At 44.4% G+C, this 26,744-nt stretch carries 17 protein-coding genes; 12 read left to right on the top strand and 5 right to left on the bottom strand.

The window, feature by feature from the left end; translation table 11 throughout:
- The first annotated feature begins 162 nt into the window (after positions 1-162).
- The 3 genes from Q7V32_RS16040 to Q7V32_RS16030 all read left to right on the top strand — a co-directional run bounded on the left by Q7V32_RS16040 (position 163) and on the right by Q7V32_RS16030 (position 3,680).
- Complete coding sequence (locus Q7V32_RS16040; protein WP_304897986.1) at positions 163-1,038, top strand: NAD(+) kinase; 876 nt, start codon at positions 163-165, stop codon at positions 1,036-1,038.
- Positions 1,039-1,047: 9 nt separating this feature from the next.
- Entirely contained in the window at positions 1,048-2,730 is a 1,683-nt protein-coding gene (gene recN / locus Q7V32_RS16035; RefSeq protein ID WP_304897985.1) for a DNA repair protein RecN, read from the top strand.
- A 62-nt stretch (positions 2,731-2,792) separates the two neighbouring features.
- Positions 2,793-3,680, top strand: a complete 888-nt coding sequence (locus tag Q7V32_RS16030) for a carbon-nitrogen hydrolase (RefSeq protein WP_304897984.1) — start codon at positions 2,793-2,795, stop codon at positions 3,678-3,680.
- Positions 3,681-4,005: 325 nt separating this feature from the next.
- Here the strand turns inward: Q7V32_RS16030 and Q7V32_RS16025 are convergent, their stop codons facing one another.
- Together Q7V32_RS16025 and Q7V32_RS16020 are read right to left on the bottom strand one after the other, a co-directional pair.
- On the bottom strand, positions 4,006-4,320 hold the full coding sequence (locus tag Q7V32_RS16025) for an H-NS family nucleoid-associated regulatory protein (protein WP_159658195.1): 315 nt from the start codon (positions 4,318-4,320) through the stop codon (positions 4,006-4,008).
- Positions 4,321-4,560: 240 nt separating this feature from the next.
- A complete protein-coding gene (locus tag Q7V32_RS16020) occupies positions 4,561-5,283 on the bottom strand; it encodes a DUF2914 domain-containing protein (RefSeq protein WP_304897983.1) in 723 nt (240 codons plus the stop codon).
- 541 nt (positions 5,284-5,824) lie between these two features.
- On the opposite strand from Q7V32_RS16020, the gene Q7V32_RS16015 reads away from it, so the two are divergent.
- The 8 genes from Q7V32_RS16015 to folD all read left to right on the top strand — a co-directional run bounded on the left by Q7V32_RS16015 (position 5,825) and on the right by folD (position 20,164).
- Positions 5,825-8,653, top strand: coding sequence for a 2-oxoglutarate dehydrogenase E1 component (locus Q7V32_RS16015; RefSeq protein WP_304897982.1), 2,829 nt, complete (start codon positions 5,825-5,827; stop codon positions 8,651-8,653).
- A gap of 1 nt (position 8,654) precedes the next feature.
- On the top strand, positions 8,655-9,941 hold the full coding sequence (gene odhB / locus Q7V32_RS16010; RefSeq protein ID WP_304897981.1) for a 2-oxoglutarate dehydrogenase complex dihydrolipoyllysine-residue succinyltransferase: 1,287 nt from the start codon (positions 8,655-8,657) through the stop codon (positions 9,939-9,941).
- A gap of 13 nt (positions 9,942-9,954) precedes the next feature.
- Positions 9,955-11,391 (top strand): dihydrolipoyl dehydrogenase, encoded by a 1,437-nt coding sequence (gene lpdA, locus Q7V32_RS16005; RefSeq protein ID WP_304897980.1) that lies wholly within the window; start codon positions 9,955-9,957, stop codon positions 11,389-11,391.
- 144 nt (positions 11,392-11,535) lie between these two features.
- On the top strand, positions 11,536-13,821 hold the full coding sequence (locus tag Q7V32_RS16000) for a CHASE2 domain-containing protein (RefSeq protein WP_304897979.1): 2,286 nt from the start codon (positions 11,536-11,538) through the stop codon (positions 13,819-13,821).
- Between the two features lie 230 nt (positions 13,822-14,051).
- Positions 14,052-17,471 (top strand): FecR domain-containing protein, encoded by a 3,420-nt coding sequence (locus tag Q7V32_RS15995; RefSeq protein ID WP_304897978.1) that lies wholly within the window; start codon positions 14,052-14,054, stop codon positions 17,469-17,471.
- A gap of 52 nt (positions 17,472-17,523) precedes the next feature.
- Complete coding sequence (locus Q7V32_RS15990) at positions 17,524-18,060, top strand: hypothetical protein (protein ID WP_304897977.1); 537 nt, start codon at positions 17,524-17,526, stop codon at positions 18,058-18,060.
- 453 nt (positions 18,061-18,513) lie between these two features.
- Entirely contained in the window at positions 18,514-19,179 is a 666-nt protein-coding gene (locus Q7V32_RS15985; RefSeq protein WP_304897976.1) for a Crp/Fnr family transcriptional regulator, read from the top strand.
- Between the two features lie 130 nt (positions 19,180-19,309).
- Complete coding sequence (folD, locus tag Q7V32_RS15980) at positions 19,310-20,164, top strand: bifunctional methylenetetrahydrofolate dehydrogenase/methenyltetrahydrofolate cyclohydrolase FolD (RefSeq protein ID WP_304897975.1); 855 nt, start codon at positions 19,310-19,312, stop codon at positions 20,162-20,164.
- Positions 20,165-20,312: 148 nt separating this feature from the next.
- Here folD and Q7V32_RS15975 read toward each other — a convergent pair whose 3' ends face one another.
- Positions 20,313-20,531 (bottom strand): DUF2905 domain-containing protein, encoded by a 219-nt coding sequence (locus tag Q7V32_RS15975; protein WP_304897974.1) that lies wholly within the window; start codon positions 20,529-20,531, stop codon positions 20,313-20,315.
- A 25-nt stretch (positions 20,532-20,556) separates the two neighbouring features.
- Complete coding sequence (locus Q7V32_RS15970; RefSeq protein WP_304897973.1) at positions 20,557-21,027, bottom strand: Crp/Fnr family transcriptional regulator; 471 nt, start codon at positions 21,025-21,027, stop codon at positions 20,557-20,559.
- A gap of 763 nt (positions 21,028-21,790) precedes the next feature.
- Here Q7V32_RS15970 and Q7V32_RS15965 point away from each other — a divergent pair.
- Entirely contained in the window at positions 21,791-25,255 is a 3,465-nt protein-coding gene (locus Q7V32_RS15965; RefSeq protein WP_304897972.1) for a hypothetical protein, read from the top strand.
- 68 nt (positions 25,256-25,323) lie between these two features.
- Here Q7V32_RS15965 and Q7V32_RS15960 read toward each other — a convergent pair whose 3' ends face one another.
- Complete coding sequence (locus Q7V32_RS15960) at positions 25,324-26,724, bottom strand: sodium:solute symporter family protein (protein WP_304897971.1); 1,401 nt, start codon at positions 26,722-26,724, stop codon at positions 25,324-25,326.
- Between the last annotated feature and the right edge of the window lie 20 nt (positions 26,725-26,744).

Here is a 26,744-nt window from a genome sequence, read left to right as displayed (position 1 = left end):
TCTGAATTAAGTTATTTCGATTTTTCCGAAAAGCGGCCAAAAACACAGGATTCCCAATTAGTTCTAAAACTGACTGAAAGCCAGTCTTTATAACCCATTCAATAGAAACATTTGATTGCATGGCCTCAATAACTTAATCGTGATTCGGTAAACCGGAGATCAATGCATACGCTGTTCAAAAAGATTGGCATTATTGGAAAATCAAGTGACCCGGGTATTGCCGAAACATTAACGCTGCTCTATCAATTTTTGCAGCGGTGCAAATACGAGGTCTTTGTTGACATTCAAAGCGCCGGATTTATTGACGAACCCGATGTCAAAACCTGTGCCGCCGAGGAAATGGGACTGCATTGTGATCTCGTTATTGCAGCAGGCGGTGACGGGACTTTTTTATCAGCGGCGCGCGCCATTGCGCCTTACAATATTCCACTGATTGGCGTTAATTTAGGCCGCCTGGGTTTTTTGGTGGATATATCTCCCGATGTGCTTCTGGTTAAACTTAACCAAATTCTCAACGGTGCCTTTCGGGAAGAAAAGCGTTTTTTACTGCATACCAAAATCATTCGGGATAATGCAGTCATTCATGAGCAAACCGCCGTCAATGAAGTGGTGATTCACCGCTGGATTACGCCGAGCATGATTGAGATTGTCACCCATATTGACGGCGTGTTTCTTAATTCACAGCGTTCTGACGGCCTGATTGTCTCAACGCCGACTGGATCAACGGCTTATTCCTTGTCTGCCGGCGGACCAATACTGCATCCTTCGCTTAATGCTTTGGTCTTGGTTCCACTCAACCCGCATACGCTGACTAACCGTCCGATAGTCATAGACGATTCCTCACAAATTGAAATCAGCTTTTGCCAGACTAAACAAATCAATGCCCTGGTCACTTGTGATCACCTGGAAATCCCTGATGTTTTGATCAGCGATAAGATTTTAATCAATAAAGATCCAAAACCGATTAGAATTCTGCATCCCGAAGGACATGATTTTTATCATATACTTAGAAAAAAACTTAACTGGAGCAGCAGTTAACTCAAACACATGCTATTAAATCTCACAATCAATGATTTGGCCGTGGTTCAATCGCTTGATCTGGCGCTTGAAAAAGGCATGTCGGTACTGACCGGCGAAACGGGGGCCGGAAAATCCATTTTACTGACCGCCTTAGGCCTTGCCCTGGGTGATAGAGCCGACTCGGGTTATATCCGGCCGCATTCAAAGCGAGCGGAAATTAATCTGGAATTCGATCTGTCCGATGCGCCTTTAGCTAAAACCTGGCTGGAAGACAATGAACTGGATCATGAAGATCAGTGCTTGATTCGTCGCGTCATCAGTCAGGATGGCCGTTCAAAAGCTTTTATCAACGACCGCCCGGTGACCTTGCAATCACTGCAAGATCTGAGCGAAAAGCTGGTCGAAATTCACGGCCAACATGCCCATCTGACTTTGCTGCACAACGACGAGCAACGCCGTCTCTTAGATGACTTTGCTCAGAACCAAGGCTTACTCGAACAGCTTCAGACCTGCCATCAGAAATGGCTTAACACCAACAAATCACTCAAAGCATTATTGAAAGCCAATTCGGATAAAGCCGAGCGCGAGGAATTACTGAGATTCCAGATAGAAGAATTACAACAACTGGATTTGGCCCATTTCAACTACACGGCGTTGACCGAAGAACACAGTCAACTGGCGCACTTAGGCGAGATTTTAACCGTCGGGCACCAACAACTTGATGTGCTGTACGAAAACGACGAAATGTCGATTAACCGCCTGCTTGGGCATTCCATTAATGCATTAACAGATCTCAGCCGCTTTGCTCCCGCGCTTGAAAGCGTCAGCACCATGCTCTCTGAAGCACACATTCAGATCGAAGAAGCTTCTCACCAATTACGCAGATACATGGACAGCCTGGAAGCCGATCCTAAGCGGCTGTCCTGGCTTGATAATCAAATCGGCATCATTCAGAGTTTGAGCCGAAAACATCAGGTAACACCTGAGCAATTACCCGAACTAGCGGTAAGGCTTGAAGAGGAATTGGCCCATCTAACGCACAGCAGTGAACGCATTGAAGAACTGACTGCCGCATCAGTAGCATTGCTGACTGAATACCGCAAATTGGCTGGCCAGTTAAGCGAGGCGCGCAAGGAAGGCGCGCTTAAACTGCAAACTCAAATTTCGACCATGATAAAAGAACTGGGCATGCCGCAAGGTGATTTTATTGTTGGTATTTCGCCATTTGAAGATGAAACACCTCGCCAGCAGGGTCTTGATAAGGTCGAGTTTCTGGTTAGCGCTAACCCGGGATTACCGCCAAAACCCTTGGCCAAAGTGGCATCCGGGGGCGAATTATCCAGAATCAGCCTGGCCATTCAAGTCACAACGAGTAACGACAAATCGACGCCCACCATGATTTTCGACGAAGTTGACTCCGGCATTGGCGGCGGGATAGCGGAAATTGTCGGACAAAAACTGCGGCGTTTAAGCCATAACAGGCAAGTCATCTGCGTCACTCATTTGCCCCAAGTTGCGGCCCAAGCGCATCATCATCTGTTTGTTGCCAAAAACAACCAGTCTGAAATGACCTCTTCTACCGTCTCACAACTTAATGAACAACAGCAAATAGAAGAAATTGCCCGGATGCTGGGTGGCGTCAATATCACAGAAAACACGTTGGCGCATGCCAGGGAAATGCTGATGACCGGAAAATTGGAAAATCAATAACTTGACTAACCGACAGCTCCCCTCTTTTCCTTTAACTGACTGCTAATTTAAGCATTACCATTATGAAAAAAAACCTCACTGTAAGCGCCGTCCAGCAGCCCTGCGATGCAGACAAGCAGACCAATCTAAATTTATCCATTGCCAAAATTCACGAAGCCAAAAGCCTGGGTGCCGACCTGGTTGTTTTGCCTGAATTACATTTGGGCCCTTATTTCTGCCAAAGCGAGGATTACCAGTTATTCGCCACTGCAGAATCTATTCCCGGGCCGACTACGGCAGTGCTCTCTGATGTGGCAAATGAACTGGACGTGGTGATTGTATCAACCATTTTTGAAAAACGGGCGCCGGGGCTTTATCACAATACCGCTGTTATTTTCGATAAAGACGGCACTATCGCAGGAAAATATCGGAAAATGCACATCCCCGATGATCCGGGATTTTACGAAAAATATTATTTCACTCCTGGAGACATCGGCTTTAAGCCGATTGAAACATCCATAGGCAAATTGGGTGTCATGGTTTGCTGGGACCAGTGGTTTCCAGAAGGAGCCAGACTGATGGCACTCGCAGGAGCCGAGCTGCTAATTTACCCAACGGCAATTGGTTGGGATCCGGACGATACGGAGGCAGAGAAAAAGCGACAAATGGACGCATGGATTACTATTCAGCGGGCCCATGCCGTTGCCAATGGCATCCCCGTTATCGCCTGCAATCGTATCGGTTTCGAGCAATCGCCAACGGATAGCAATACCGGCATTGATTTTTGGGGTAACAGTTTCATTACCGGTCCTCAAGGAGAAGTATTAGTCAGTGCTAACGCGACTGAACAAAAAATACTGACGTGTGAAATTGACTGGGCCCGAAACGAAAAGGTAAGGCAGATCTGGCCTTATTTAAGAGATAGACGTATTGATGAGTATGGGGATATCACAAAAAGGTTTATAGATTAAATCAAATAAACCTAACCCAATGAATTCAGGCTTATTCGGATTAAAAACCCGAAGCCATCATAATTTGACACGATTATTAATTATCTATGCAGTGAAAATAAATATGAGTCACTGCACTAAATGATATTTATAAACTAGCACTGATTTAGCCAACAATAACTTCCCGGATTAACCTGTATCAGGAAATAAAATTGCCTCGAAGAGAATTAACTCATCTTTCAAGCCATTTAATAATCGGGAAGTTACAAGACATATCCTAAACCGGGATCTGCTTTACTCAATTTTATATATCTATTGAGCACTGCAGTTTATTTATTCCAGTTCTTTAAACTTCAAATTCAGACCGATCTCGCCCGCTATCCAGAAGTGTTTGCAACCATCTTGGCGTTACGCCTCTTCCGGTCCAGGTTTTGCTGGGATCCTGTGGATGCCGGTATTTAATCGGCACTTTCAATCCTTTGCGGGTCAGCTTTTTATCGTTCTCTATTATTTCGACACTGACATCAATGGCAGCGGCCAATTCTTTAATTTGAGCAATAACGTCTTTACGCTTATTAGCTAATTTTGTTTTTAAAGCTTTTTCTGCGTTGAGTATAACCTCTTGCAATTCATTTTCAGAAAGTTCCTGATACTCAGTCATTAGTATTTCTCACCTTAAATTCCTAAACATAACAATAATATTTGATAGCCTTCCAATTATCTTAAAAAGTTATCAGTGGCTGATGATATCAAATACAAGCACATTATCCAAATACGTAGCATTAAAAATAAAACTGAGGTAGATATATATTTAGCGCTTCTTTATTCAAAACCGTAAAATATCATGCTCTATAAAAATTGCTAGTCTCAAACATAAAAAACTAATGTTTACAAAATAGCTTCACTTGGTTTTTACAGTGAAAGTTAATTTGTGATAAACCCTGCCCTGCTGATCTATCAACCTGACCGCCCAGTTTCCCTCGGTCGCCGGCGTAAAAAGTTTACTGGTTGAAACTCGCCAATAATCCTGCTTAACCAGTATGGGGGTTTTCAATTTTTCTTTTCCGTCTAGCAACCATTGATGATAAAGCTTTAAACCCTTCATATTGACTAACTCGGTATAATAAAATATACCTGTAGCTCTGCTTTTGGACACTCTTATTGGAGAGACCACTTCATCCATTGGCTGATTATCATGGATACCCGAAGTTAATAAGGCCCTCTCTACTTTATAGTGTTTTTGCAATGACAGGTCTGACGCCATACTTTCAACCTGTAACTCTGTATTTTGATTTTCTGGGGATAAATTAACCGAAGGGCTTGTATCCGCTTCTTTATCCTTATCAAGCTTATCGTTTTCAGCTTCAGACTTTGGCACCTGACCGTCAGTTTCCCCTGAGAACTCGGCTTCAGTTTTTACAGAATCAAGCTCATCATATGCCGGTTGACTGTTATTCAGATAAATATAAGGTAAAACGATTAACAGCAAAATCAACGACGCTACAATCAATATACGTTTTACATTCCATTCTATTATTTGGATTTCATCATAAAGCTTATCTGTATTTTTATCGGCCTTATTAGGATGATTTATTTTTATGATTATTTTCTTTTGCTCTGCCATAACACCGCTCCTAACTATTACCTTTAAAGATTTGGCAACAACCAACCCCTTCATTTTCTTTCAATATAACATCTATTCGTTATTACTCATATTGACCAAAAGCCAACGCTTACAAGAAAAACAATTGAATTATCAATTACCACGCATCCCAATAACATTTATATTTCTGATTCAGCGTTATAGCGTAGAAAAAGTACCGCTTTATACGACTCAGTCTTTAACTCAAAAATACTGATCGGCTATAAACTGACCTGACATTGAAAAGCGCTACGTTGTAAAAAAATTTCTGGACACTTAAAAATCAGCTTATACAAATAAGGTAATATCGCAAAGACATCGGCCTATACCGACAATTTTAATCCACTGCTTTTTACAATTTGTATTCAGTAAGGATCAGGATGATTTTAAAATACTCAAACAGGCTAATCCATTCACTAGAAGCGGTAAATTTTTTCATCCGTTTATGGATTTTAACGTTTGTTAATATAACATTTTCGACCTAAGATAGGCCCAACTGCTAAAGAATTAACGGAATACATCAATGAGCGACCTCCTTAAACTGTTTCGAGAATCTTCATCCTTGTACGGCAGCAATGCCAATTTTATAGAAGAGTTATACGAGCAATACCTTCAGGACCCGGATTCAGTCGAAGACAGCTGGAAACAAAAGTTCGGGCATATTCGAAGTGACTCTGTCCAGGAAACAGCACATAGCCCAATCATCGAACGCTTCGCGTCATTAGCTCAGCAATCACAGGGCCGTCTAGCCAAGTTACAGGGCTTTACGGAGCAGAGTGTCAAAAAGCAATCGGCGGTCGCGCGACTGATTAATCACTATCGGGTTCGCGGGCATCAGATTGCAACGAATAACCCACTTCACACAACAACACCTTATTTTCCTGATTTGGATCCCGCCTACTATGGGTTGACCGAACTGGACATGGATACGTTGTTTGACACAGGAACACTGTACGGCGTTGACCGACTCCCGTTAAGGGATATTATTTCCACTCTGAAGGAAATTTATTGCGGCAATATCGGAACGGAGTACATGCATATTGTCGACACCGATATGAAGCGCTGGATTAAAAACCGGCTGGAAGGCGCCAAGATTCATCATAAACTGTCGGCTGAAGAACAAATGTCGACACTTCTATTCCTGACCGCTGCAGAAGGCATAGAAAAATACCTGCACAATACCTTTGTAGGCCAAAAACGCTTTTCGCTGGAAGGTGGCGAATCATTGATTCCAATCCTGGACAACATCCTACAGCGAGCAGGCGAGAAGCAAACGAAGGAGGTTGTGATAGGGATGGCACATCGGGGCCGATTAAATGTCCTGGTCAACATTCTCGGAAAGAATCCATCCAAGTTGTTCGAGGAATTCAAAGGCATACATATTCCCGCACCCGGCATGAATTCCGGTGACGTTAAATATCACATGGGTTTTTCTTCCGACATCGTCACACCCGGCGGACCGATTCATGTGACGTTGGCATTCAATCCTTCGCATCTGGAGATTATCAATCCTGTGGTGGAAGGATCGGTCAGAGCAAGACAAGACCGAGACCCCAGAGCGGACAGTCATAACACTATTTTACCGATTTTGATTCATGGCGATGCCGCGTTCGCAGGACAAGGTGTGGTGATGGAAACACTCAACATGGCAGGAACGCGCGGATTTTCAACCGGCGGAACCGTTCATATCGTGGTTAATAACCAAATAGGTTTTACCACCAGCAACCCCGCCGACGCCAGATCCACGCTTTATTGTACCGACGTGGCCAATATGGTTCAGATTCCTGTTTTCCATGTCAACGGCGATGATCCCGAAGCAGTTTTATTTGTCGCAAAAATGGCACTGGATTTTCGCATGACGTTTAACAAGGATGTCGTGATTGACCTCATTTGTTACCGCAGGCTTGGCCATAACGAAGCGGACGAACCGGCCACTACCCAACCGCTGATGTACAAATACATCAGGAACCGGCCAACGACACGCCATATTTTCGCAAATAAGCTGATTGAAGCAGGCGTCATTTCGAAGGAAGATGCCATTCAACTTGAACAGGATTATGTCCGGAAACTGGAATCGGGCCAAGTCGTCTCCAGGCCGATTGCCAACGAAAAAGTTTATTCCTATTCGGCCATATGGGATAAATACCTGAATAAAAAATGGACTCAAGCCTGCAAAACAGCAGTCTCCCTGGATGTGATACGTTTTTGCAATAAACAATTACAAATATTGCCCACCGGTTTTGAATTGCACCCTCGGGTTGGCAAGATAATGGACAGCCGCAGAAAAATGGCCGCGGGCGCACTCCCATTAGATTGGGGATTTGCCGAAAACCTGGCTTATGCAACGCTGGCCATGGAAAAATATAATGTCAGATTAACAGGGCAGGATGTTGGCCGAGGCACCTTTTTCCATCGCCATGCCGTTCTTCATAATCAAATCGACGGCAGCACTTATCAGCCACTCAGCCATCTTGATCCGAATCAGGGCCGTGTTCAGATCTATGACTCGTTACTTTCAGAAGAAGCGGTATTGGGTTTCGAATACGGTTACAGTTCTACTACTCCCGACTGCCTGGTCATTTGGGAAGCTCAATTCGGTGATTTTGCGAACGGCGCACAAGTGGTTATTGATCAGTTCATTACTTCCGGCGAAACCAAGTGGGGTCGTCTCAGCGGCCTGGTCATGCTGTTACCTCATGGTTATGAAGGTCAAGGCCCGGAACATTCATCCGCACGACTTGAACGGTATATGCAGCTATGTGCCGAACATAATATTCAGGTTTGCACACCGACGACACCCGCTCAAATCTTCCATCTGCTGCGTCGTCAAATGATCAGAACTTACCGCAAACCGCTGATCATTATGAGCCCCAAAAGCCTTTTGAGACACAAGCTGGCGGTATCTACACTTGAGGATTTGTCCAAAGGTAAATTCCAGACAATCATCAGCGAAACCGATTCGATAAACCCGAAAAACGTAAAGCGAATGGTACTCTGTGCAGGGAAAGTTTATTTCGATTTACTGGAAACCCGCCGAGAAACCCATACAGATGATGTGGCGATAGTCCGTATCGAACAACTTTATCCCTTTCCGGACAAGCGGTTTAAAGACGAAATTGCTAAATATCCAAACCTTGAACTGATGATTTGGTGCCAGGAAGAACCCAAAAACCAAGGCGCCTGGTATCAAATCAGACATCATTTCGTCGATACGCTTGCTACTCAAATCAACTTGCAATATGCTGGCAGAGCGGCCTCCGCTTCGCCAGCCGTTGGTAATTTTAAAAAGCATCTCGAACAACAAAAACAAGTCGTAGAATCCGCTTTATTCGGTAACTACAAAGGAAAATAACATGACCATCGAAGTCCGCGTTCCCGCTCTCCCGGAATCAGTTGCCGATGCAACGCTTATAAACTGGCACAAAAAACCCGGTGATTGGGTCAATAAAAATGAAAACCTTGTTGATCTTGAGACAGATAAAGTTATTCTGGAAGTGCCCTCACCCAACTCAGGCATCTTGAGTGAGATTATCAAAGAAGATGGCGCCCTCGTTTTCAGCAACGATGTTCTGGCAATACTGGACACTGAAGCGTCTTCAGGCGCCTCCGGCCCAAACCCTGCTGAAAATAAAGTCGAAGCCGTTGTTGCTCCAGCCTCTTCAGCAATCGCTGAAAAGACGACTGAACACCCTGCATCATCAGCTGCCCAATCTTTGGAGGCGCATCTGAGCCCGGCTGTTCGACGCCTGATCGTCGAGAAAAACATTGATCCTGCGCAAATCAAAGGTTCAGGCAAACATGGCCGGCTGACTAAAAACGATGTCATTGAATATTTGAGTGATGAGCCAGTCATAGAACAACGGCATGCCCCGGCAAGGCACATTGAACCAGAAAAACCCACAGCACCCATCGAAGTAAAGACGGTAGTCGCTACCGGTATTCGACCCGAACAACGGGTACCTATGACCCGGCTCAGGGCAAAAATTGCCGAACGCTTGTTACAGGCTCAACAAAACGCCGCCATGTTAACCACTTTTAATGAAGTTAATATGCATAACGTGATGGAGCTCAGAAACCAATACAAAGGCCGCTTTGAAGATAAACATAAAATCAAACTGGGTTTTATGTCATTTTTCGTTAAAGCCTCTATTGAAGCTTTGAAAAAGTTTCCAGCAGTGAACGCTTCGATCGACGGAAACGACATCATTTATCACGGGTATTATGACATCGGCATTGCTGTCTCAACGCCTAGAGGCTTGATCGTCCCAGTTTTGCGCGATGCGGATCAACTGGATTTTGCCGGCATTGAAAAAAGCATTGCCGATTACGGTAAAAAAGCCAAAGAAGGCAACATCAGCGTGGATGACCTCACGGGAGGCACGTTTACTATTACCAATGGCGGCATCTTCGGATCCATGCTTTCAACACCCATTCTAAATCCACCACAATGCGCGATTTTAGGCATGCACGCCATAAAAGAGCGGCCGGTCGTTGAAAATGGTGAAATAGTGATCCGTCCCATCATGTATCTGGCTTTGTCCTACGATCATCGACTCGTCGACGGTCGTGAAGCAGTGCAATTCCTGGCTACTATCAAAGAATGTCTAGAATCGCCTGCTCATTTGCTTCTAAATATTTAAACGGTATATCGCCATGTCAAAATATGAATCAACGTACGATGTTATAGTGTTGGGCGCAGGTCCTGCTGGTTATGTGGCAGCGATTAGAGCTGCGCAATTGGGCTTAAAAACAGCTTGCGTTGATAACTGGATGAGCCCTGACGGTAAAACCAGTTTGGGCGGAACTTACATAAACGCAGGCTGTATTTCATCAATGGCACTTTTGGAGTCTGCCAAAATCTACCACCAGATTAGGAATGACATCAAAGACCATGGTATATCTGTAGATAATATCAAGCTTGATGTCCCTAAAATGATTGCTCGCAAAGACAAAAAAGTCGATATGCTCAGTAAGCAAATCAAGCAGGTTTTTGCGGACAACGGAATTGATTTTATTCATGGATCAGGCAAGCTGCTGACTGCCCGGCAAGTTTCGGCAACGCCTCCTAACGGCGGTAAACCGATTATTCTTAATGCGAAAAATGTCATCCTCGCGACGGGTTCTTCACCTATTGAACTTGGCTGCGCGCCCATCGACAACGAAGTCATCATTGATTCGACTGCAGCGCTGAGCCTGCAAAGTGTTCCTAAAAAACTGGGTATCATAGGTGCCGGTATTATTGGCCTTGAGATTGGCGGAATCTGGAATAAACTGGGCTCAGACGTCACCCTGCTGGAAGCCCAGGAAATTTTCCTGCACGTAACCGATCAACAAATATCACTGGAAGCCTACAAAATTTACACCAATCAAGGTTTAGATCTGAGAATGGGCACCCGGGTCATTTCTGCAAAGCGTTCTAAAGATAAAGTAATCGTCGAATATCAGGATCAAGAGGGTAATCACACCTTAAAACTGGATAAACTGATTGTCGCTTCCGGGCGAAAACCCAATTCCGAAAATATTGCAGCACCAGAAGCAGAACTGGTTTTAGATGAAAATGGTTACATTCATGTCGATGAAAAATGCTGCACCACCGTTCCAGGTGTCTATGCAATTGGCGATTTGACATTACTAGGCCCCATGTTGGCTCACAAAGGATTGGAAGAAGGCGTTTTTGTTGCCGAGCAAATTGCAAACATGGAAACGCCCATCAACTATGACATTATCCCGAGTGTAATCTACACGGATCCCGAAATCGCCTGGGTGGGCCATACCGAACAGGCCGTTCAAGCCCTGGGCATTAAATACAATACCGGCGTGTTTCCGCTGAAAGCCAATGGCAGAGCTGAAGCCATTGACAAAACAGAAGGCTTGGTCAAGATCATTACCAATGCTGAAACCGATATCATCATGGGAGTCCACATCATCGGCATTAATGCATCCGAATTAATCGCAGAAGCTGTTTTGGCAATGGAGTTTTCTGCCAGCTCGGAAGATTTGGCCAGAACGATTCATGCCCATCCGACCATTTCAGAGGTCCTTCATGAAGCCGCCTTAGCCATTGACAACCGCTCACTGCACTTGCCTTAAGCTAAAACCCAACCTGCGAATAACTGTGATTCTGACCGTTTCATAATGACTACCGGTTGAGGAGTTTCCAATAACCCACTCCTCAATCTCTTCTTACCTGCCGGTGAGCAGCGCACTTCTGAAGCTTCAGACTGTGTTATAGCCATGAGCGACCAACCCATTCAAATCAGACACCGCCAAAAGACGCAAAATACCTGCGTCCTGGCCGTGCTGATCAGTTTAATGGGAGTGTTTCTAAGTTTAAGTCCATTTGGCGCTTATCTAGAAGAAGAAATGGGGCTCACCTGGTTATTCCATATGAGAGGCCCTATAACCCCTCCCGAAGAAGTAGTCATTGTCAGTATTGACAAAGCGTCTGCAGAAATTCTTCGCTTACCCGATGACCCTGAAAAATGGCCGCGTTCTTATTATGCACAACTGATTCGTAAACTGAATCAGCAAAGACCCTCAATCATTGGTTTTAACATTATTTTTGAGGAAAGCCGGGATGACGAAGGCGATTTGATGCTCGCCGAAGCGATGAAAGAAGGCCGCAACATTGTACTGAGCAATTATTTGAAACAAGGCTCGCTTTCTTCCATCGGACCGTTAAACCAGTTCCGTTACGAAACCATCATAGAACCGATTCCCATCTTGAATCAGGTCGCCCTAGGTACCGCACCATTCCCTCTGCCCAAATCTTCATCCAGCATTAAGCAGTTCTGGGCTTTTAAAAGCAGCGCCGGCGATATCGCCACATTTCCGGTCGCCGTGTTCCAATCTCATCTGCTAAAACAGGCCTACCCTGCCATTTTGGATCTGATCAAAACAACAGCCCCCGAACTTTCCTATCAATTTCCTCCGGATTTTGAAGGACTGGTAAACACTCAGGATAATTTTGAAACCCTACAAATCGTACAATCAGTATTGAGCAAACAGAGCTTGGCAGATGACGATTCGCAGACATCATCAACTATCAAATCCACACACGATCATACCCACCTGTTAAAATCCTGGGCAGCCTTACTTAAAGAAAATGACAGTCTGCTGCTTAATCATTATGGCAAAGCCGGCACCCTTACCACTATCCCTTTTTATCAGGCATTAGTCAGTGACATACTGAATCCTGACCTTTTTAGTAACAAGATTGTCCTGATCGGTTACTCTGAAAATATCATGGAAGAAAAAAACCGGGGATTTTATACCGTCTATTCTGAACAGGACGGCAGCACAATAAGTCCCATAGAACTTGCCGCAACGGCAATTGCCAATTTGCTGGAACATAGTTGGCTCAAAGCCCTACCTGTCTCTTATCAACTGTCTTTGCTGATTTTATGGAGCCTGTTCTTATCTCTGGCCTGCCGATTTTGTTCTTTTTCGGTCTTATTAGCCGTTATTGCATCGTCATCCGCCGCTTACCTCAGCCTCGCCAGTTATTGCTTTAACCAGCATTATTTATGGCTGCCTTTATTCATTCCGATTGTGGTTCAAGCGCTTTCAGTCATCCTCACCGCGGCGGTTGGTCACTATTTAGCGGGAAAGCGCGAACACAAAAATATGTTTAACGCATTCAGCCGCTATGTTCCGTCAGACATGGTTAATAGAATGGCAGGCCATGGCAGCCTTGACGAATTAAACAGTCTGGGTGAGCTGATCAATGGCGTCTGCATGGCCAGCGACGCGGGGCAATACACATCCTTGTCAGAGTCCTTGCCTCCTAAAGCGCTAAGTACTCTGATGAATCATTATTACGGTAATTTGTTTCCTGAAGTGCAACAGCACGGAGGCATAATTTCCGATGTAATCGGCGATGCGATGCTGGCCATTTGGGCTAAATCGGATCATGACGATAAAGCATTGAGAACCCAGGCCTGTCAAGCCGCTTTGGCTATTCAACAGGCGGTAGACAGGTTTAACGGCTCTCAGCCCCACACCCTCAGCACTCGACTGGGCTTGCATTACGGTGAAATGCACCTGGGCAACGTCGGATCGACTGATCATTTTGAATACCGTGCCGTCGGCGATGTGATTAATACGGCAACCCGCATAGAAGGACTTAACAAAATCCTAGGCACTCGCATTTTAGTCACCAACGAGGTCATCCATGATCTTGAGCTTTTTTTAAAGCGGGAACTGGGGTTTTTTATTCTCAAAGGCAAAACCCACCCCGTCTGCGTCTATGAGTTAATCGGTTTAACTGTATCAGGCTCTGCAAATACAGCCACCAGAGCACGACATTTTGAAGAGGCTTTGCATTTGTTTCAGTCCAATCAATGGACCCAAGCCCATGATTCATTTTTAGCGATAGCCGAAAAGTATCCTGACGATGGTCCAACTCGCTTTTATTTAAATTACCTCACCCATCAACCCGCCACTTCAGAACAGCCTCCCATTGATTTCAAACAAAAAAAGGTCATCGACTTAGGTAATATTACCACCGCCTTGCAATAGGGAAGTTTATGAACATACAATGAACTCAAGCAAAATTTTGTGATAAGGTTCATTTACTTTTTTGCAGATCGGTGAGTGGTGAACCCATTTTTAGATACGCTTTAAGCCTCTAAATTTTACTGCACTGGCATCAATTGCTTGGTTCGAAACATTCTCTAATTGCCATTTTCTGAAATCGATTCTGTTTGAGTCAATAGATGGCAGGCTAAATTATTTGCAATCATTTAAAAATGAACAGAATCACTCAAGGTTACCTTTTATCATTCCTTTTTGTGTTCCCTTGCATAACCTGGGCTAACGGGGATTGCGAGCAGTGGATCGCCAAGCTGGCATCCGGACAGGGAAAGGTTGACATCCAGCATCCGAGTGAAACACGGTGGCTATCGGTTGAACAGGAAGCTATATTTTGCCCTGGTGATAAAATCCGCACCGGGAGAAGAAGCCGGGCAACCTTATTACTGAGCAATCAAACCATTGTTACGCTGGACCAAAATTCCACACTGATTTTTTCGCAGCCTGAAGAGGAAAATATTCCATGGCTTTTAAAGCTACTCCAAGGTTCCGGATTTTTTAGGAGTCGGCAGACACAACAGCTGAATATCCATACGCCTTTTATCAATGCCGTCCATGAAGGCACTGAGTTTTTGGTTGAAGTCGATGCAACCCAAACGCAAATCAGTGTTTTTGACGGCCAAGTCACCGCTCAAAATCAGCTTGGCAAGATTTCCATAACTCAGGGCTACACGGGATTTGCAACCGAAAATCAAGCCCCCCGAATACAAGCATTAACGATAAAACCGGAAGATGCGGTGCAATGGTCTCTCTACTATCCACCTATCATTGACGACTCATCCGATGGCCGTTTAGCCGCAGGCAGCAGTCTGATTCCGGCTTTGGAAGCTTATAGGCAAGGTCATAGCTTTCAATCCCTTGCCGCGCTTGATGCGCTGCCGGTCGATCAGCACAATGTCCATTATTTAACCTTGAAAGCTGCCCTTCTGCTTACCGTCGGCAGAGTCGATGAAGCCGAGCCATTAATTAATCAGGCACAACAACTTGAACCCACCAGCAGTGATGCGTTTGCAATAAAAGCCGTTATCGCTGTCGCTAAAAACCAGCAACAACAGGCATTGGAATGGGCCAAAAAAGCGGTGACTGCAAATCCGGAATCCTCAATCGCCAAAATAGCCGAGTCCTATGCCTATCAATCCTTATTTAATATTGATGAGGCATTAAAATCAACTCAAGAAGCCGTTAAATTAGCCCCTGATAACGCCCTGGCCTGGGCAAGACTCACAGAATTACACCTCTCGATGAGCGACCAGGATGCGGCCTTTATAGCCGCTGAAAAAGCCAATCAACTTAACCCTCAACTGGCCAGAACACGGACGCTTTCAGGTTTTGCCAATTTGGCCAGGACTAAAATAGAACGGGCAAAAGCAGACTTTGAACAGGCCTTAACGCTGGACTCATCCGACCCTTTGGCAAGATTAGGACTGGGCTTATCGAAAATCAGAAAAGGCGATATTGAAGCAGGAAAAACCGATCTGGAAACCGCAGTCAATCTGGACCCCAACAATTCCGTTTTGCGCAGCTATCTCGGCAAAGCCTATTACGAATTAAGAAATACTGATTACGCAAGCACCGAATATAAAATCGCCAAAGCAATGGACCCCAAAGATCCTACGCCCTGGTTTTATGATGCACTATTAAAGCAAACCACCAACCGGCCGGTTGAAGCGCTTCATGATATGCAACAAGCCATCGAATTGAATGATAATCGCGGCGTGTATCGATCAAAATTATTGCTGGATGAGGACGCTGCCGCCAGAACGGCAAATTTGGCGCGCATTTACAATGATCTCGGTTTTGGTAGAACAGCCTTGAAGGAAGCCTGGAAATCGTTGGGGTACGATTCAACCAATCATTCTGCGCATCGATTTCTTTCAGATGCTTATATTGGCCAGCCGCGCTATAGAACAGCCCGAGCTAGCGAATTATTGCAAGCCCAATTGCTGCAACCGATTAACATTACGCCGGTTCAACCCCAGTTAACCAGTGAAAACATTGGCATTCTAAACAGCCTGGGCCCAGGTAGCTTATCTATGAACGAATACGACCCCATGTACACGTCGAATGGGGCGCATCTGTTATTAAACGGTGCCTATGGCAGCAGCAACACTATCACTGATAATGCCATAATATCAGGCGTTTATAACAACTTGTCCGGAAGCTTAGGTCAGTTTCACTACGAAACCGATGGGTTTCGACAAAATGACGGTTATCAGCAGGATATTTATAATGCCTTTCTGCAATACACCCTATCGCCGGACCTTAGCGTTCAACTGGAACTGAAATCTGATGATGTCAGAGCAGGCGATGTGCCGCTTAGAGCTAACGGCTTTCATCAGGAAAATCTCAAAAAAACTATTGAACACGACATCATCCGGGCCGGAGGACATTACCGCATAAATCCTGTCCAGGATTTAATAGCTTCAGGATTTTATACAACATTAAAAGACGTTGAAACAAATACCAAACCCGTAGATCTTGCTTTAGAGGATAGTGCATCCCACATAAAGGAACACGGTTATCAAACAGAGTTACAATATATTTTCCATCCTGCAGACTTTGATATAACCACGGGATTTGGATATATGAATTTAAAAACAGACCAAAATATTAATACCGAACAATACCTGGATTTTCTTGGTACTCGCTTGAGCCTGTGTGGATTTCAAGACCCAGGCGAACCCGATACGCTATGCACAAATTCACGTTCACATAGACATACGGATTACATAAACGGTTATGTGTATTCAAAACAATATTTATTACCCAATTTAACGACACTCTTGGGCTTTAGTTACGATTCATACGATGATAGTCTGGTTAAAAGAAATCAGTTCAACCCTAAATTTGGAGTAACCTGGAATCCATTTGATAATTTAACTGTTCGAAGTGCTGTTTTCAGATCTTTAACTCGGCCTTTGGCTTCAAACCAGACCATTGAACCGACACAAGTAGCTGGATTCAATCAATTTTTCGACAGTAATAACGGGACCACTGCCTGGCAAGGTGGGTTTGGCCTTGATTATACCCTGTTAAGTTCATTCTTCCTGGGTGGTGAAGTGACTTGGCGCGACGGTAATCAAACTGTCATCAATAATAATCAAGTCGAGGATCAAAGCCGAAACGAGGCTTCACATTTAGCCTATTTCTATTGGACTCCTGTCGAATGGATGGCTCTTCGCTCCGAATACCGCTTTGAAAAATTAAGCCGAGATTATATCGTAGGTCAGGGAGATCCAACCAATCCCCGCTCTATCGAAACTCAACAAGTTCCACTTAGCCTGAATTTGTTCCATGACAGTGGGTTTTTTACCAGATTAAGTTGGACCCATGTATATCAGAGGATAGCCGAGGTTGCTGAGCCTGCAGGAACCATCAAGAATAACGAGAATTTCTGGACTTTTGATGCCGTTGTGGGATACAGGTTACCAAAAAAAATAGGCCTAATTAGTTTTGAAGTAAGAAATGTACTGGATAATGACTTTAACTTCCAAAGCACTTTCGATGCAAGCGGACCACAGCTAAGTCCTTTTATTCCTGAGCGGCAGTTATTTGGGAAACTCAGCTTGTTTTACTAAAATAAATGAAAATTGTTTTTGGGTTTTGATTAAAAATGAGGAAATTGTTGCCATGAAAATAATAAACATACTTTTTACCTGTTCGATAGTTCTGCTAACGTTAAATTCGTGCGGCTCTTCAGATACTGAAATGCCAATAGTTAATTTACTCAAACAAAACTCTATAGCAACCACAGGAATTGCCTTTGATACAGCGAAGCAAATTACATTAGATACTCTCACAGGAGGAGAAATTGAACCGTGTGGAACAACGGATGACATCTTTGTTTCCAACTCCGGTGACAAACAACCAAAGGAAGGTGTAACAAGCAAAAAAAATGATCCGAAAAAATGCAATACAAAAATCGTCAATGCCGACAATTTGCTTAAAGATGCAATAAAAAGTAGTGAAACCCCCATAAAAGGGATTATTAGAGTTAACGGGGAAGACAAAGAAGCAAGATTTGTTGTTACTGTAACGGCTTTGTACCAAGGCTCCCACTGCGCCACCACGTATGCCGCTGGAACACAAAGGACAAGCTGTATCAACAAAGAAATTCAATGCGCTGCAATCAGAAAGGCAACAAAAAATCCAAATTATCCTTGTTGAAACAGATACGTTTAATACGATGGAAATTCATAGTCATTACTTGGATGAAACATCAAGCATGAGTTTTTACGATAGATCACTGTAGCGTTTATAAATCAGCCTAAGCGACAGCAATTCTCAATTTGAAGGGACAAAAGGGCTGAGGGAAGCTTTTTGAGGATGTCGGCAGCAGGGATGCTGCTGTCAAGCCCCCATGGAAGGGTTTACGGCGTTCCTCGAAAGGCTTTTTCCAGCCCAAAATGATGCCGAAAAGATCAAACTGAGAATTGCTGCCTAAGTGATGTCTTAATGCCGAATGGATCGTTAGATTGTTAAACTGATTCTGATAAAAATGGTTTCAACACATCAAGCAGCATTAAAAACATGAGGACTGCATGCGAACAAGGCGCCTTGTATATCTTTTCAAGGCCGTTTTGATTTTAGATACTTATCCACTCAACCAACACTTTGGCCGTGCATCAAGAACTCCTGAACACTTTACAAAAAATCCCTTTTCTGGCCAGTGTTCCGCAGGAATCGCTGGTATCGCTTTCGGCGCATGCCAAAACAACGCACTTTCCAAAAGATGCGTTTATCATCACTGAGGGTGACGATACCCACTCCATGTTCATTCTACTCAGCGGTAAGGTGCGCGTATTTACCAGTGATGATGAAGGCAAGGAAGTGACATTAGCCATTCAGGAAGCGGGGTCTTTTTTTGGCGAATTGGCGTTATTGGGCGATGAACCTCGTTCTGCCTCAGTGGTGACTACTGAAAAATGTCTGTGTGGCATCATTTCAAAATACGATTTCAAACAGTGGTTATTGCAAAATCCTGAAATTTGTCTGGCACTTTTAAGCACTCTCTCCGACAAAGTCAGACAACTGACCGACAAAGTCAAACAACTGGCTTTATCCAACGTCTATGAGCGGACCATTCGAGTCTTGAAAGACATGGCGATTGATGATCAAGGCATTCCTGTTATTCACAACCGACCTACGCAACAGGAATTGGCCAATATGGTCGGGGCTTCCCGGGAAATGATCAATAAAATCATGAAGGAACTCACCAAGGGTGGTTATGTAGAAATTGATCATAAGTCGCTTAAAATTGTCAATAAGCTTCCCGCGTCCTGGTAAGGCTTGATTGAAGTTTGATCTATGCTTATGCAATGGGTCTGATGCATAGTGATAAATTCGTAGAAAAAACGTTGTCATCATTAATCCAGTTCTTTAAGCTTGCCCTCTTTCAAACACAATCGGTTAATCCATGAGCGCAATCATTATTGATGGCAAAAAAATCGCACTTGAAGTCAGAAAAAGCTGGAAGGAAAGAGTCAATCAACTCAAGCAACGCGGCATTCTGCCGGGTCTTGCCGTCATTATCGTCGGCAATAACCCCGCATCACAAGTCTATGTTCGCAACAAAATAAAAGCCTGCCATGAGGTCGGCATTCACTCTGAACTGATTGATCTACCCGAGGATGTCAGCGAAGCCCAATTACTGATGACGATAGAGAACTTAAACAAGACGCCGATTATCAATGGCATATTAGTTCAACTGCCGTTACCTAAACACATTGATGTCAGCAAAGTTCTGGAAACCATCAGCGTTGAAAAAGATGTAGATGGCTTTCATCTTTATAATTTGGGCGCCTTGATGTCAGGTAACACCATCTTTCCACCCTGTACGCCCTTCGGTGTTCAATGCCTGCTCGAATATTCGAATATTCCCATTGAAGGGCAAAACGCGGTCATCGTAGGGCGCAGCAATATTGTTGGGAAACCAATGGCAATGATGCTGTTACAAAAAAATGCCACAGTGAGTATTTGCACCTCTAAAACGCGTGACCTTAAACAGTTCACCTCGCTGGCTGACATTCTGGTTGTGGCGACAGGAAAACCTAACCTGATAACAGCGGACATGGTCAAACCGGGAGCGGCGGTGATTGATGTAGGTATTAACCGGCTTGAGGATGGTCGTTTGGTAGGCGACGTAGATTTCGAAGGCGTCAAGCAAGTCGCCGCTTACATCACGCCAGTTCCGGGTGGCGTAGGTCCCATGACCATTACGATGCTGGTGGCCAATACCGTAATTGCTGCCGAGCAGGCAAACCAAGCTTGATGTCCTGAATTATTTCAAACTACTCGCCCACTTTGAATTGAGAGCGTAGGCAATTGATTTCAAAGGACACATCAATATGTCCCTGTTGCAGAGGCCTTTTCATTAAACCACTTACACCCAATAAAATGAGAGGCGGTGAGCTGATATATTATTTTAAGTATGAGAACAAATGAATCGCGAGACTGATTAAAATACTGACCACAATCATGGAAGTGATCGGTATAAATACCCCTTTATTTTCATCTTCTATTCTGATGTCCCCGGGCAAGTGACCAAACCAGCTGATTAATCCCGGGGCATAACTGATCACAAAACCGGTAATCGTCAGAATAACACCTGCCAACATCAGTAACTTACCGATTGACATAACACCCTCCCCTAAAGTTTTCACATTATAGGTGCTGGTCTATTCCATGAGCTTTAAGTCCCCACGCCAGCAAATTTTCAACACGTTGATTGGCTCGGTTAATCCTTTCTATAAAAATCGCAAACAGCTGTTTATAAAATCTGTATCCGGGTTCAGGTTTCTTTTCAAAATAGGCATTTAACAGTTTACCATTGACTTCAATCGCATACCCGTCCGTCAAGGCTGTCACTGTCGCGATTCTGGGCAGAAATTCAAGCAAACATATTTCACCAAAAATATCGCCCGGATTTAAATCGCAAAAGCCTGACTGTATCCGTTTTTCATCAATAGCAATGTAACCCGAAACTCTGAGACTGCCCTCTTCGACCAAAAACAAGGATTGACCTATCTCGCCTTCTTTAACAATCAGCTGTTGTTCATAAAAAGGAAAACGGCGCCAGGCAGGGCCTTCCTCAAAATCCGGATCAATAATTATTTCATGCAGAATGTTACCCATTATCCTTATCCATTAGGTACTGATAGAAATCAAACTATTGTCTATGTGCAAAAAACCAACCGCTTATTTCAACAAAACCGCGATCACAATAGCTCACCAAGATTGATTGGCTCGTACTGATGGATTTTACATTTTCAGATAAAGTTTACTGCACAAAGAATGATTTTCAATTAAACTCAAGCTTGATTAAAAATACTATACAAATTAGCTGGATCCTAGTTTAAGTCAAATGAAGCTTTTATAATTGATTTAATTTCAATCGTTTTTAGAGCCTATTTGTTCATAACAATCCAGGTATTTACAATCCGCTGGCTAATAAAATGGCTTGATCTAATTCTATTTTTCGATGACGATATAAACGAAAGCTAATGAAAATTGATCAACATCATCAATCTGTCTGGATTCTGAAAATAGGCTTTAAACAGTTGCCAGCTCTTCATTTAACAAGCCTAAATTTATATATTTTTCTTTAAAGTGTAATTAAAGTCGATTTTATTCTGAATAAATCCAAATTTATCAACATCATCGTTCAAGAACTGAATGACTTAGCCTTATCCGGCTTGAGGCGATATGTTTTGTATGATTACTTAAAATAATAAAAAAAGATGGCTGCATTTCAAAAAATGCAAACTCGAGCCACACATCCAGACCGACAAATCGGTTAATAAATAACGCCCAATCAACAATATACAATCGAGCGCAGGTTTTTTATTTTTTAAAGTGATTATCTTTTTATACAAACACATCCAACGGAGCTTTTACGATGAACACGTTAACAACACCTCAGCAAGATGATGCGACCAGACTAAAGCAATTCGAAGAGGTGCAACATATCAATTTGCAACTCGCTGCGCTGGGCCAGCCCATTTGCGAAGCTGAAAATGATCAACAAACGCTTAAAATAGCCGACAGCCTGCTTAAAAATTATTTGCAGCAACGGCGTTTGCTGGCTAAGTACCGCTGTCCAGCCGATCAGCGTATTCAAGACTATTTAAACAGTTATCTCAAGGGAAACGGTATTGAACTTACCGTTAAGCTACCCGGCGAGTCGTTCATACTCGATCACAAAGGCATAGCGCAGGAACTTTCAGTCCCCTATCAACAAAATGAATTTCATTCCGCTTATGTTGATTCTTACCGTTTGGCCCAAGGCGTTCTGCATAATCCACAAAACGACAGACGGACGACGAAAGGTGTGTTTCATATTGTCGAAGGCGGTCTTCCTGTTCCCGCTGACAAAAAAGAAGTGCCCATCAAAGCTTACGCAAGCATTTTGCAAGCCGCATTAAATCCTCCGGATGATCTTTTGGCACTGCCTTTTACCAGTGCACAGGATAATCCTGCAAAAGTATGGGTATCTTTGCTATTAAGACCCATCGTAAGACCTAAAATCTCTGAAAGCATGCCTGAACAAAGAATGGAAGTGCGCTTTTTTGTGCCAGGCGGCCTAGTTGCTAATCTGGCTTTTGTCGAATCGATTTTTGGCAATGGCGGAGATCCTTATTTGCCGGATAACGACGCCGGACTGGATATAGACCACTGGACCGGCACAACCGGCGGCATTATCTTGGCCCCGCATTTAGTTCGACTGAAAAAGAAAGAGGTAGGCCTTCCTCATTATGACCAAGCGACAAATCGTCAGCGTAAAGAGGGCATGTGCTGGAAAAGCGAAGATGAATTGTATAACGACGGCACACCCTTTAAATTGGTTTGCAGGGACATACGAGGCGTTATCGTAACCATCATTGCCGACAATTATTTCGGTTACAGTAAAAAAGAGAACAAATCTCAAATTAGCTACTCTGCCAACCTGCGAGGTGACTGTGAAGAAGAGCACTCCGGCGGCGCATTGGCTTTTTCTCAGGTTAATTTGGGAGAAACCTATTTACCGCTAAGCACTGATTTTGATCCGGACTATTCTTTCGAAAATGTTTATGCCAAATTAGCCGCTGTCATTGATTTAAAGCCAGAGGGTTATGCCATAGACAAAACACATCCTGAAATCATTTATGTACCTGAAAACGCTCAGGTTAATATTCAGGAACAAAAAATCAGCTGGGAAAAAAATGGTCAGCTGCAGGCGATCAAACTGCTGGTTGATCACTTCTATGTCTATCCCAATGGTTTCAAAATTCACATGGAGCGCCACCCGCACGCGCCCAGCTGGCGATTGATCGGCACCCAGCCGGAAGGCACATTCTGCCATAAACCATCTACTGTCTCCGGCGGAGGAAAATCGGAAATATCCAAGTCCATTGCCGGCGCCATCATTTCGGGTGCCATTTTTGTCGATGACTTTGATAAAGATATGGATTTTGTGGCCCGTATTTTTGAGCGCGATTATTCCGGCCGCTTCCGTGACCCTGCTAAACAAGGCCAGGATCAACGGAGTTTGTTGAGCAATAAACGCACCCTGGGCTCAGTGATCAAACTACTGACGCCTTCGGCCTCTGACTACAATGACGAATACAACCATTGGCTTGAAGCAATACCTCAGCACATTCTCGCCTTGGTGTTGATGATCAAACGATTCTATAAAGAGGAATGGGGACAAAATTGGCGCGAACATTTCTCGGTTGACTTGGTCAACAGCTATCCTGGAAACGAACTGAAATTTCATGGTCGCAAACTGGTTGCCAGTTATTTGCGCGTAGGTTTTGATGCCAAAGGCGCATGGCGCGTCTTTAAACTGCGTCAAGACTTTATGGCTTCAGAGAAGGTTCAACTGGAAGATGACATTACCGCTTCAACCGTGGTTAGGTCGGATTCTATTGCAGGTCTTAATCCCGCTTACACCAATCCAAGCGTCAAGCTTGTAGAAAACTGTGAACAAAGCTTTTTTCAACGCCCGGATGATGCTATTAATCGGGGCGCTGATTTGCAAACTGAATTGGACTTGTCCGGAACCAACAACTTCATTGTAAATTTCCAACCCTTAACACCTAAAGACGCTCAAGAACTGATCGAAGATGTCATTCACTTTGAAGAATTCAGCGAACCGATGCAGAAAGTAATTTTACGGGCTGCGCAGGGAAAAGAAGGTGAGTTTTTTGTTTCATCCGCTCATCCGAGAATTGTCGATGGTAAACCGAGCTTGAATTCTCGCTATTTACAGCTCCGTCCGGATCTTGCAAACCCTCTGATGCGTTATCTCGCAGAAATGTCGACCCGCCTTTCCAGACGATTGGCCTTAGATCAACCGGTTTATTTTCCGGTCAACTCGGTTCTGGCAGGACGCAGGAACAATCCACAGGAAATTGCAGCTGGTATCAGACCTTTAGCCGCTTACAACCCGATTCATTATCAGGAATTGCCTGAGTTGTTCATGGATTACATCTGCAGCTTAACCGGAAAATCACCTTCAACAACCGGAGCCGGTTCTGAAGGCGCCTTGACCAAAGGTCCTTTTAACGCACTGAGCGCGACATCGGATCTCAACACGGCACTGGTCTCAATGATCCTGTGTGACTACGCAGGCTTTTCAACCAGCGCTGGTTTCATAGGTGCGCAGCGCCGTATCGATCACGACATCAGCTTGTTAATCCCTGAACTTTGGTCGCGCTTAACGGTTGAGGAACGCGATCCCCGTTATTTGATCGAGCATGGTCATCTGGAAAAAATGGAAGACTTTGAACATCAAGGCCGCACCGTATTCGCCAGTCGCTTGGGTTACCGCATCACCGAGCGTTTTGTGCATACCAATTTCGGAAAAATATTCGACTACCCTACTGCTGTTTTCGATGAGGCGATGTTGAAACCTGAAACCCAGGATCTTGATGCTTTCATAGATGGCATTGACAACATTTACGAAGCGCAACAACGGGTAGCACAGCTGTACATTGAGGATGGTACCGTCGAAGACGCCTGCCCACCCCTAAAAGCGCTTATTTATATCATGGCCGAAGGTCAATACGAGGGAAAAACGATTGATGACCCGACTATTCGCAGCATGTTTACCCGCGACTACCTTTTAGCCAGTGATTGGTATCAAGAAAGACTTGAAATCAAACAACAGCGCGATTTGCAGTTATGGCAAAGACACTACGACTATATCAAACTCAGATTGGGCGAGATCGAACCGGGAGATACAGTAATTCAAGAACAATTAACCGAAAAACTGAATAAAGCTGAACGGATGATTGCAGCTTTGAGTGATTCAAACTATACACAGACTTTGATCGGCACATTGGGTACCGATTGGGTTCACCGCAAGGCGCTTAATAGCTAGGTAAACGGATCATGCTTAGGAAGCGTACCGATAAAAAAGGTGCGCTTCCTGACTTGACCAGCATTCACTCAACGCTGACAAAAAACAGCTTTTCTTTCAATCGCACACTTTTCATAGCAAGCCAACAGGATATAACTGAAAATGGCGGCTCCCAGCGACCATAAATAAGGCGTCTGTAGCTCAAGCCAATAATTGCCTGCTATCCACACGACCAATCCTGAAATAAGCCCCGCACCGGCACTCAAACTCCCGCCAAACCGGGTAAAAAGACCAAAAACAACCACGGTTATAACTCCCGCACTGCCGAAGGCCGATGCTTCTTCAACCAGGGAATAGACACGTCCGGCATGCAGCGCCAAACCATAAGCAATAAACCCGCAAACCAAAACAGCTGCTCTGGCAATAAGCACCTTACGCCGCTCATCCGGATTCCCCAAAACCGGTACGATCAGGTTGTGTGAAATTAATGCAGAAGCGGCCAGTAATGCGCTATCCACCGTGGATAAAATTGCCGAGATCAGCGCCCCGGCAAAAATCACATAGAGAAAAGAGCTCAGATAGGTTTGTGCCAATTGCGGCAATATTTGCTCAGGATGATTTAAATTTGGTAGCAGTCCGTAACCCAGCAAACCTGTAGTTACCGGGATCAAACCCACAGCAAGATAAAGTAACCCGCCACCCACACAGGCTCTCCGTGCGATTTCAGGCGAACGGCTGGCCAGGACGCGAGACACCAGTTCTTGTGACATTAGCGAACCACACACCGGTATCGCCCAAAGTTCGACGGTATCCAGCCAGGAATGCGTTGAGCTTTCATTGAAGAACCGCAAACGTTCGGGTTCAATTTTATTGATGGCAACCTGCCAGCCGCCACTGGCTTCAACCACTAACACCAGCAACATCATTAAACCGAGAATCAATGCCACGCCTTGCACGGCATCGGTAATCACATCAGCCATCAAACCGCCATAAAGTGTATAGATAATCACAACAGCAGAGGCACAACTGATCGCCAGTTCCACCTGAAAACCACCAGTCGCCGACAAGACTTGACCGAAAGCTCTGATCTGGGCCGCCGCCCACATAACCGTCCCGGGCACCATCATTAAAACGGCTAATCGCTCTATATTGACCGAATAACGTTGTTTGAATAAATCAGCTAACGTCGTCATTTGCCTTCGCCATAGGGGTATTGAAAACAATAACCCCATGACCACCAGGCAAAGAGAATAGCCGAAAGGATCAATGGTGGCGCCGGACAGACCATTCTCATAAACGGCACCTGCAGCGCCGATGCAGGTTTCGGCACCGAACCAGGTCGCAAATACGCTTAAAGTGGCAAGCCCCGTTCCAAGACTTCTTCCTGCCAGCAAATAGTCGTCTTCGTTGTTGATCTTCCTAGACACAACAATACCGATCACTAACTGGATCAGTATGTAAACAATAATGCCCAGCAGAACCCAATTCACATTCAGTCGAGACGGCTTAA

Origin of the sequence: Methylicorpusculum sp. (assembly GCF_030651835.1) — a bacterium.
Classification (GTDB): Bacteria; Pseudomonadota; Gammaproteobacteria; order Methylococcales; family Methylomonadaceae; genus Methylicorpusculum.
The sequence above is the reverse complement of the archived record's forward strand: the minus strand, read 5'-3'. Positions and strand labels throughout refer to the sequence as shown.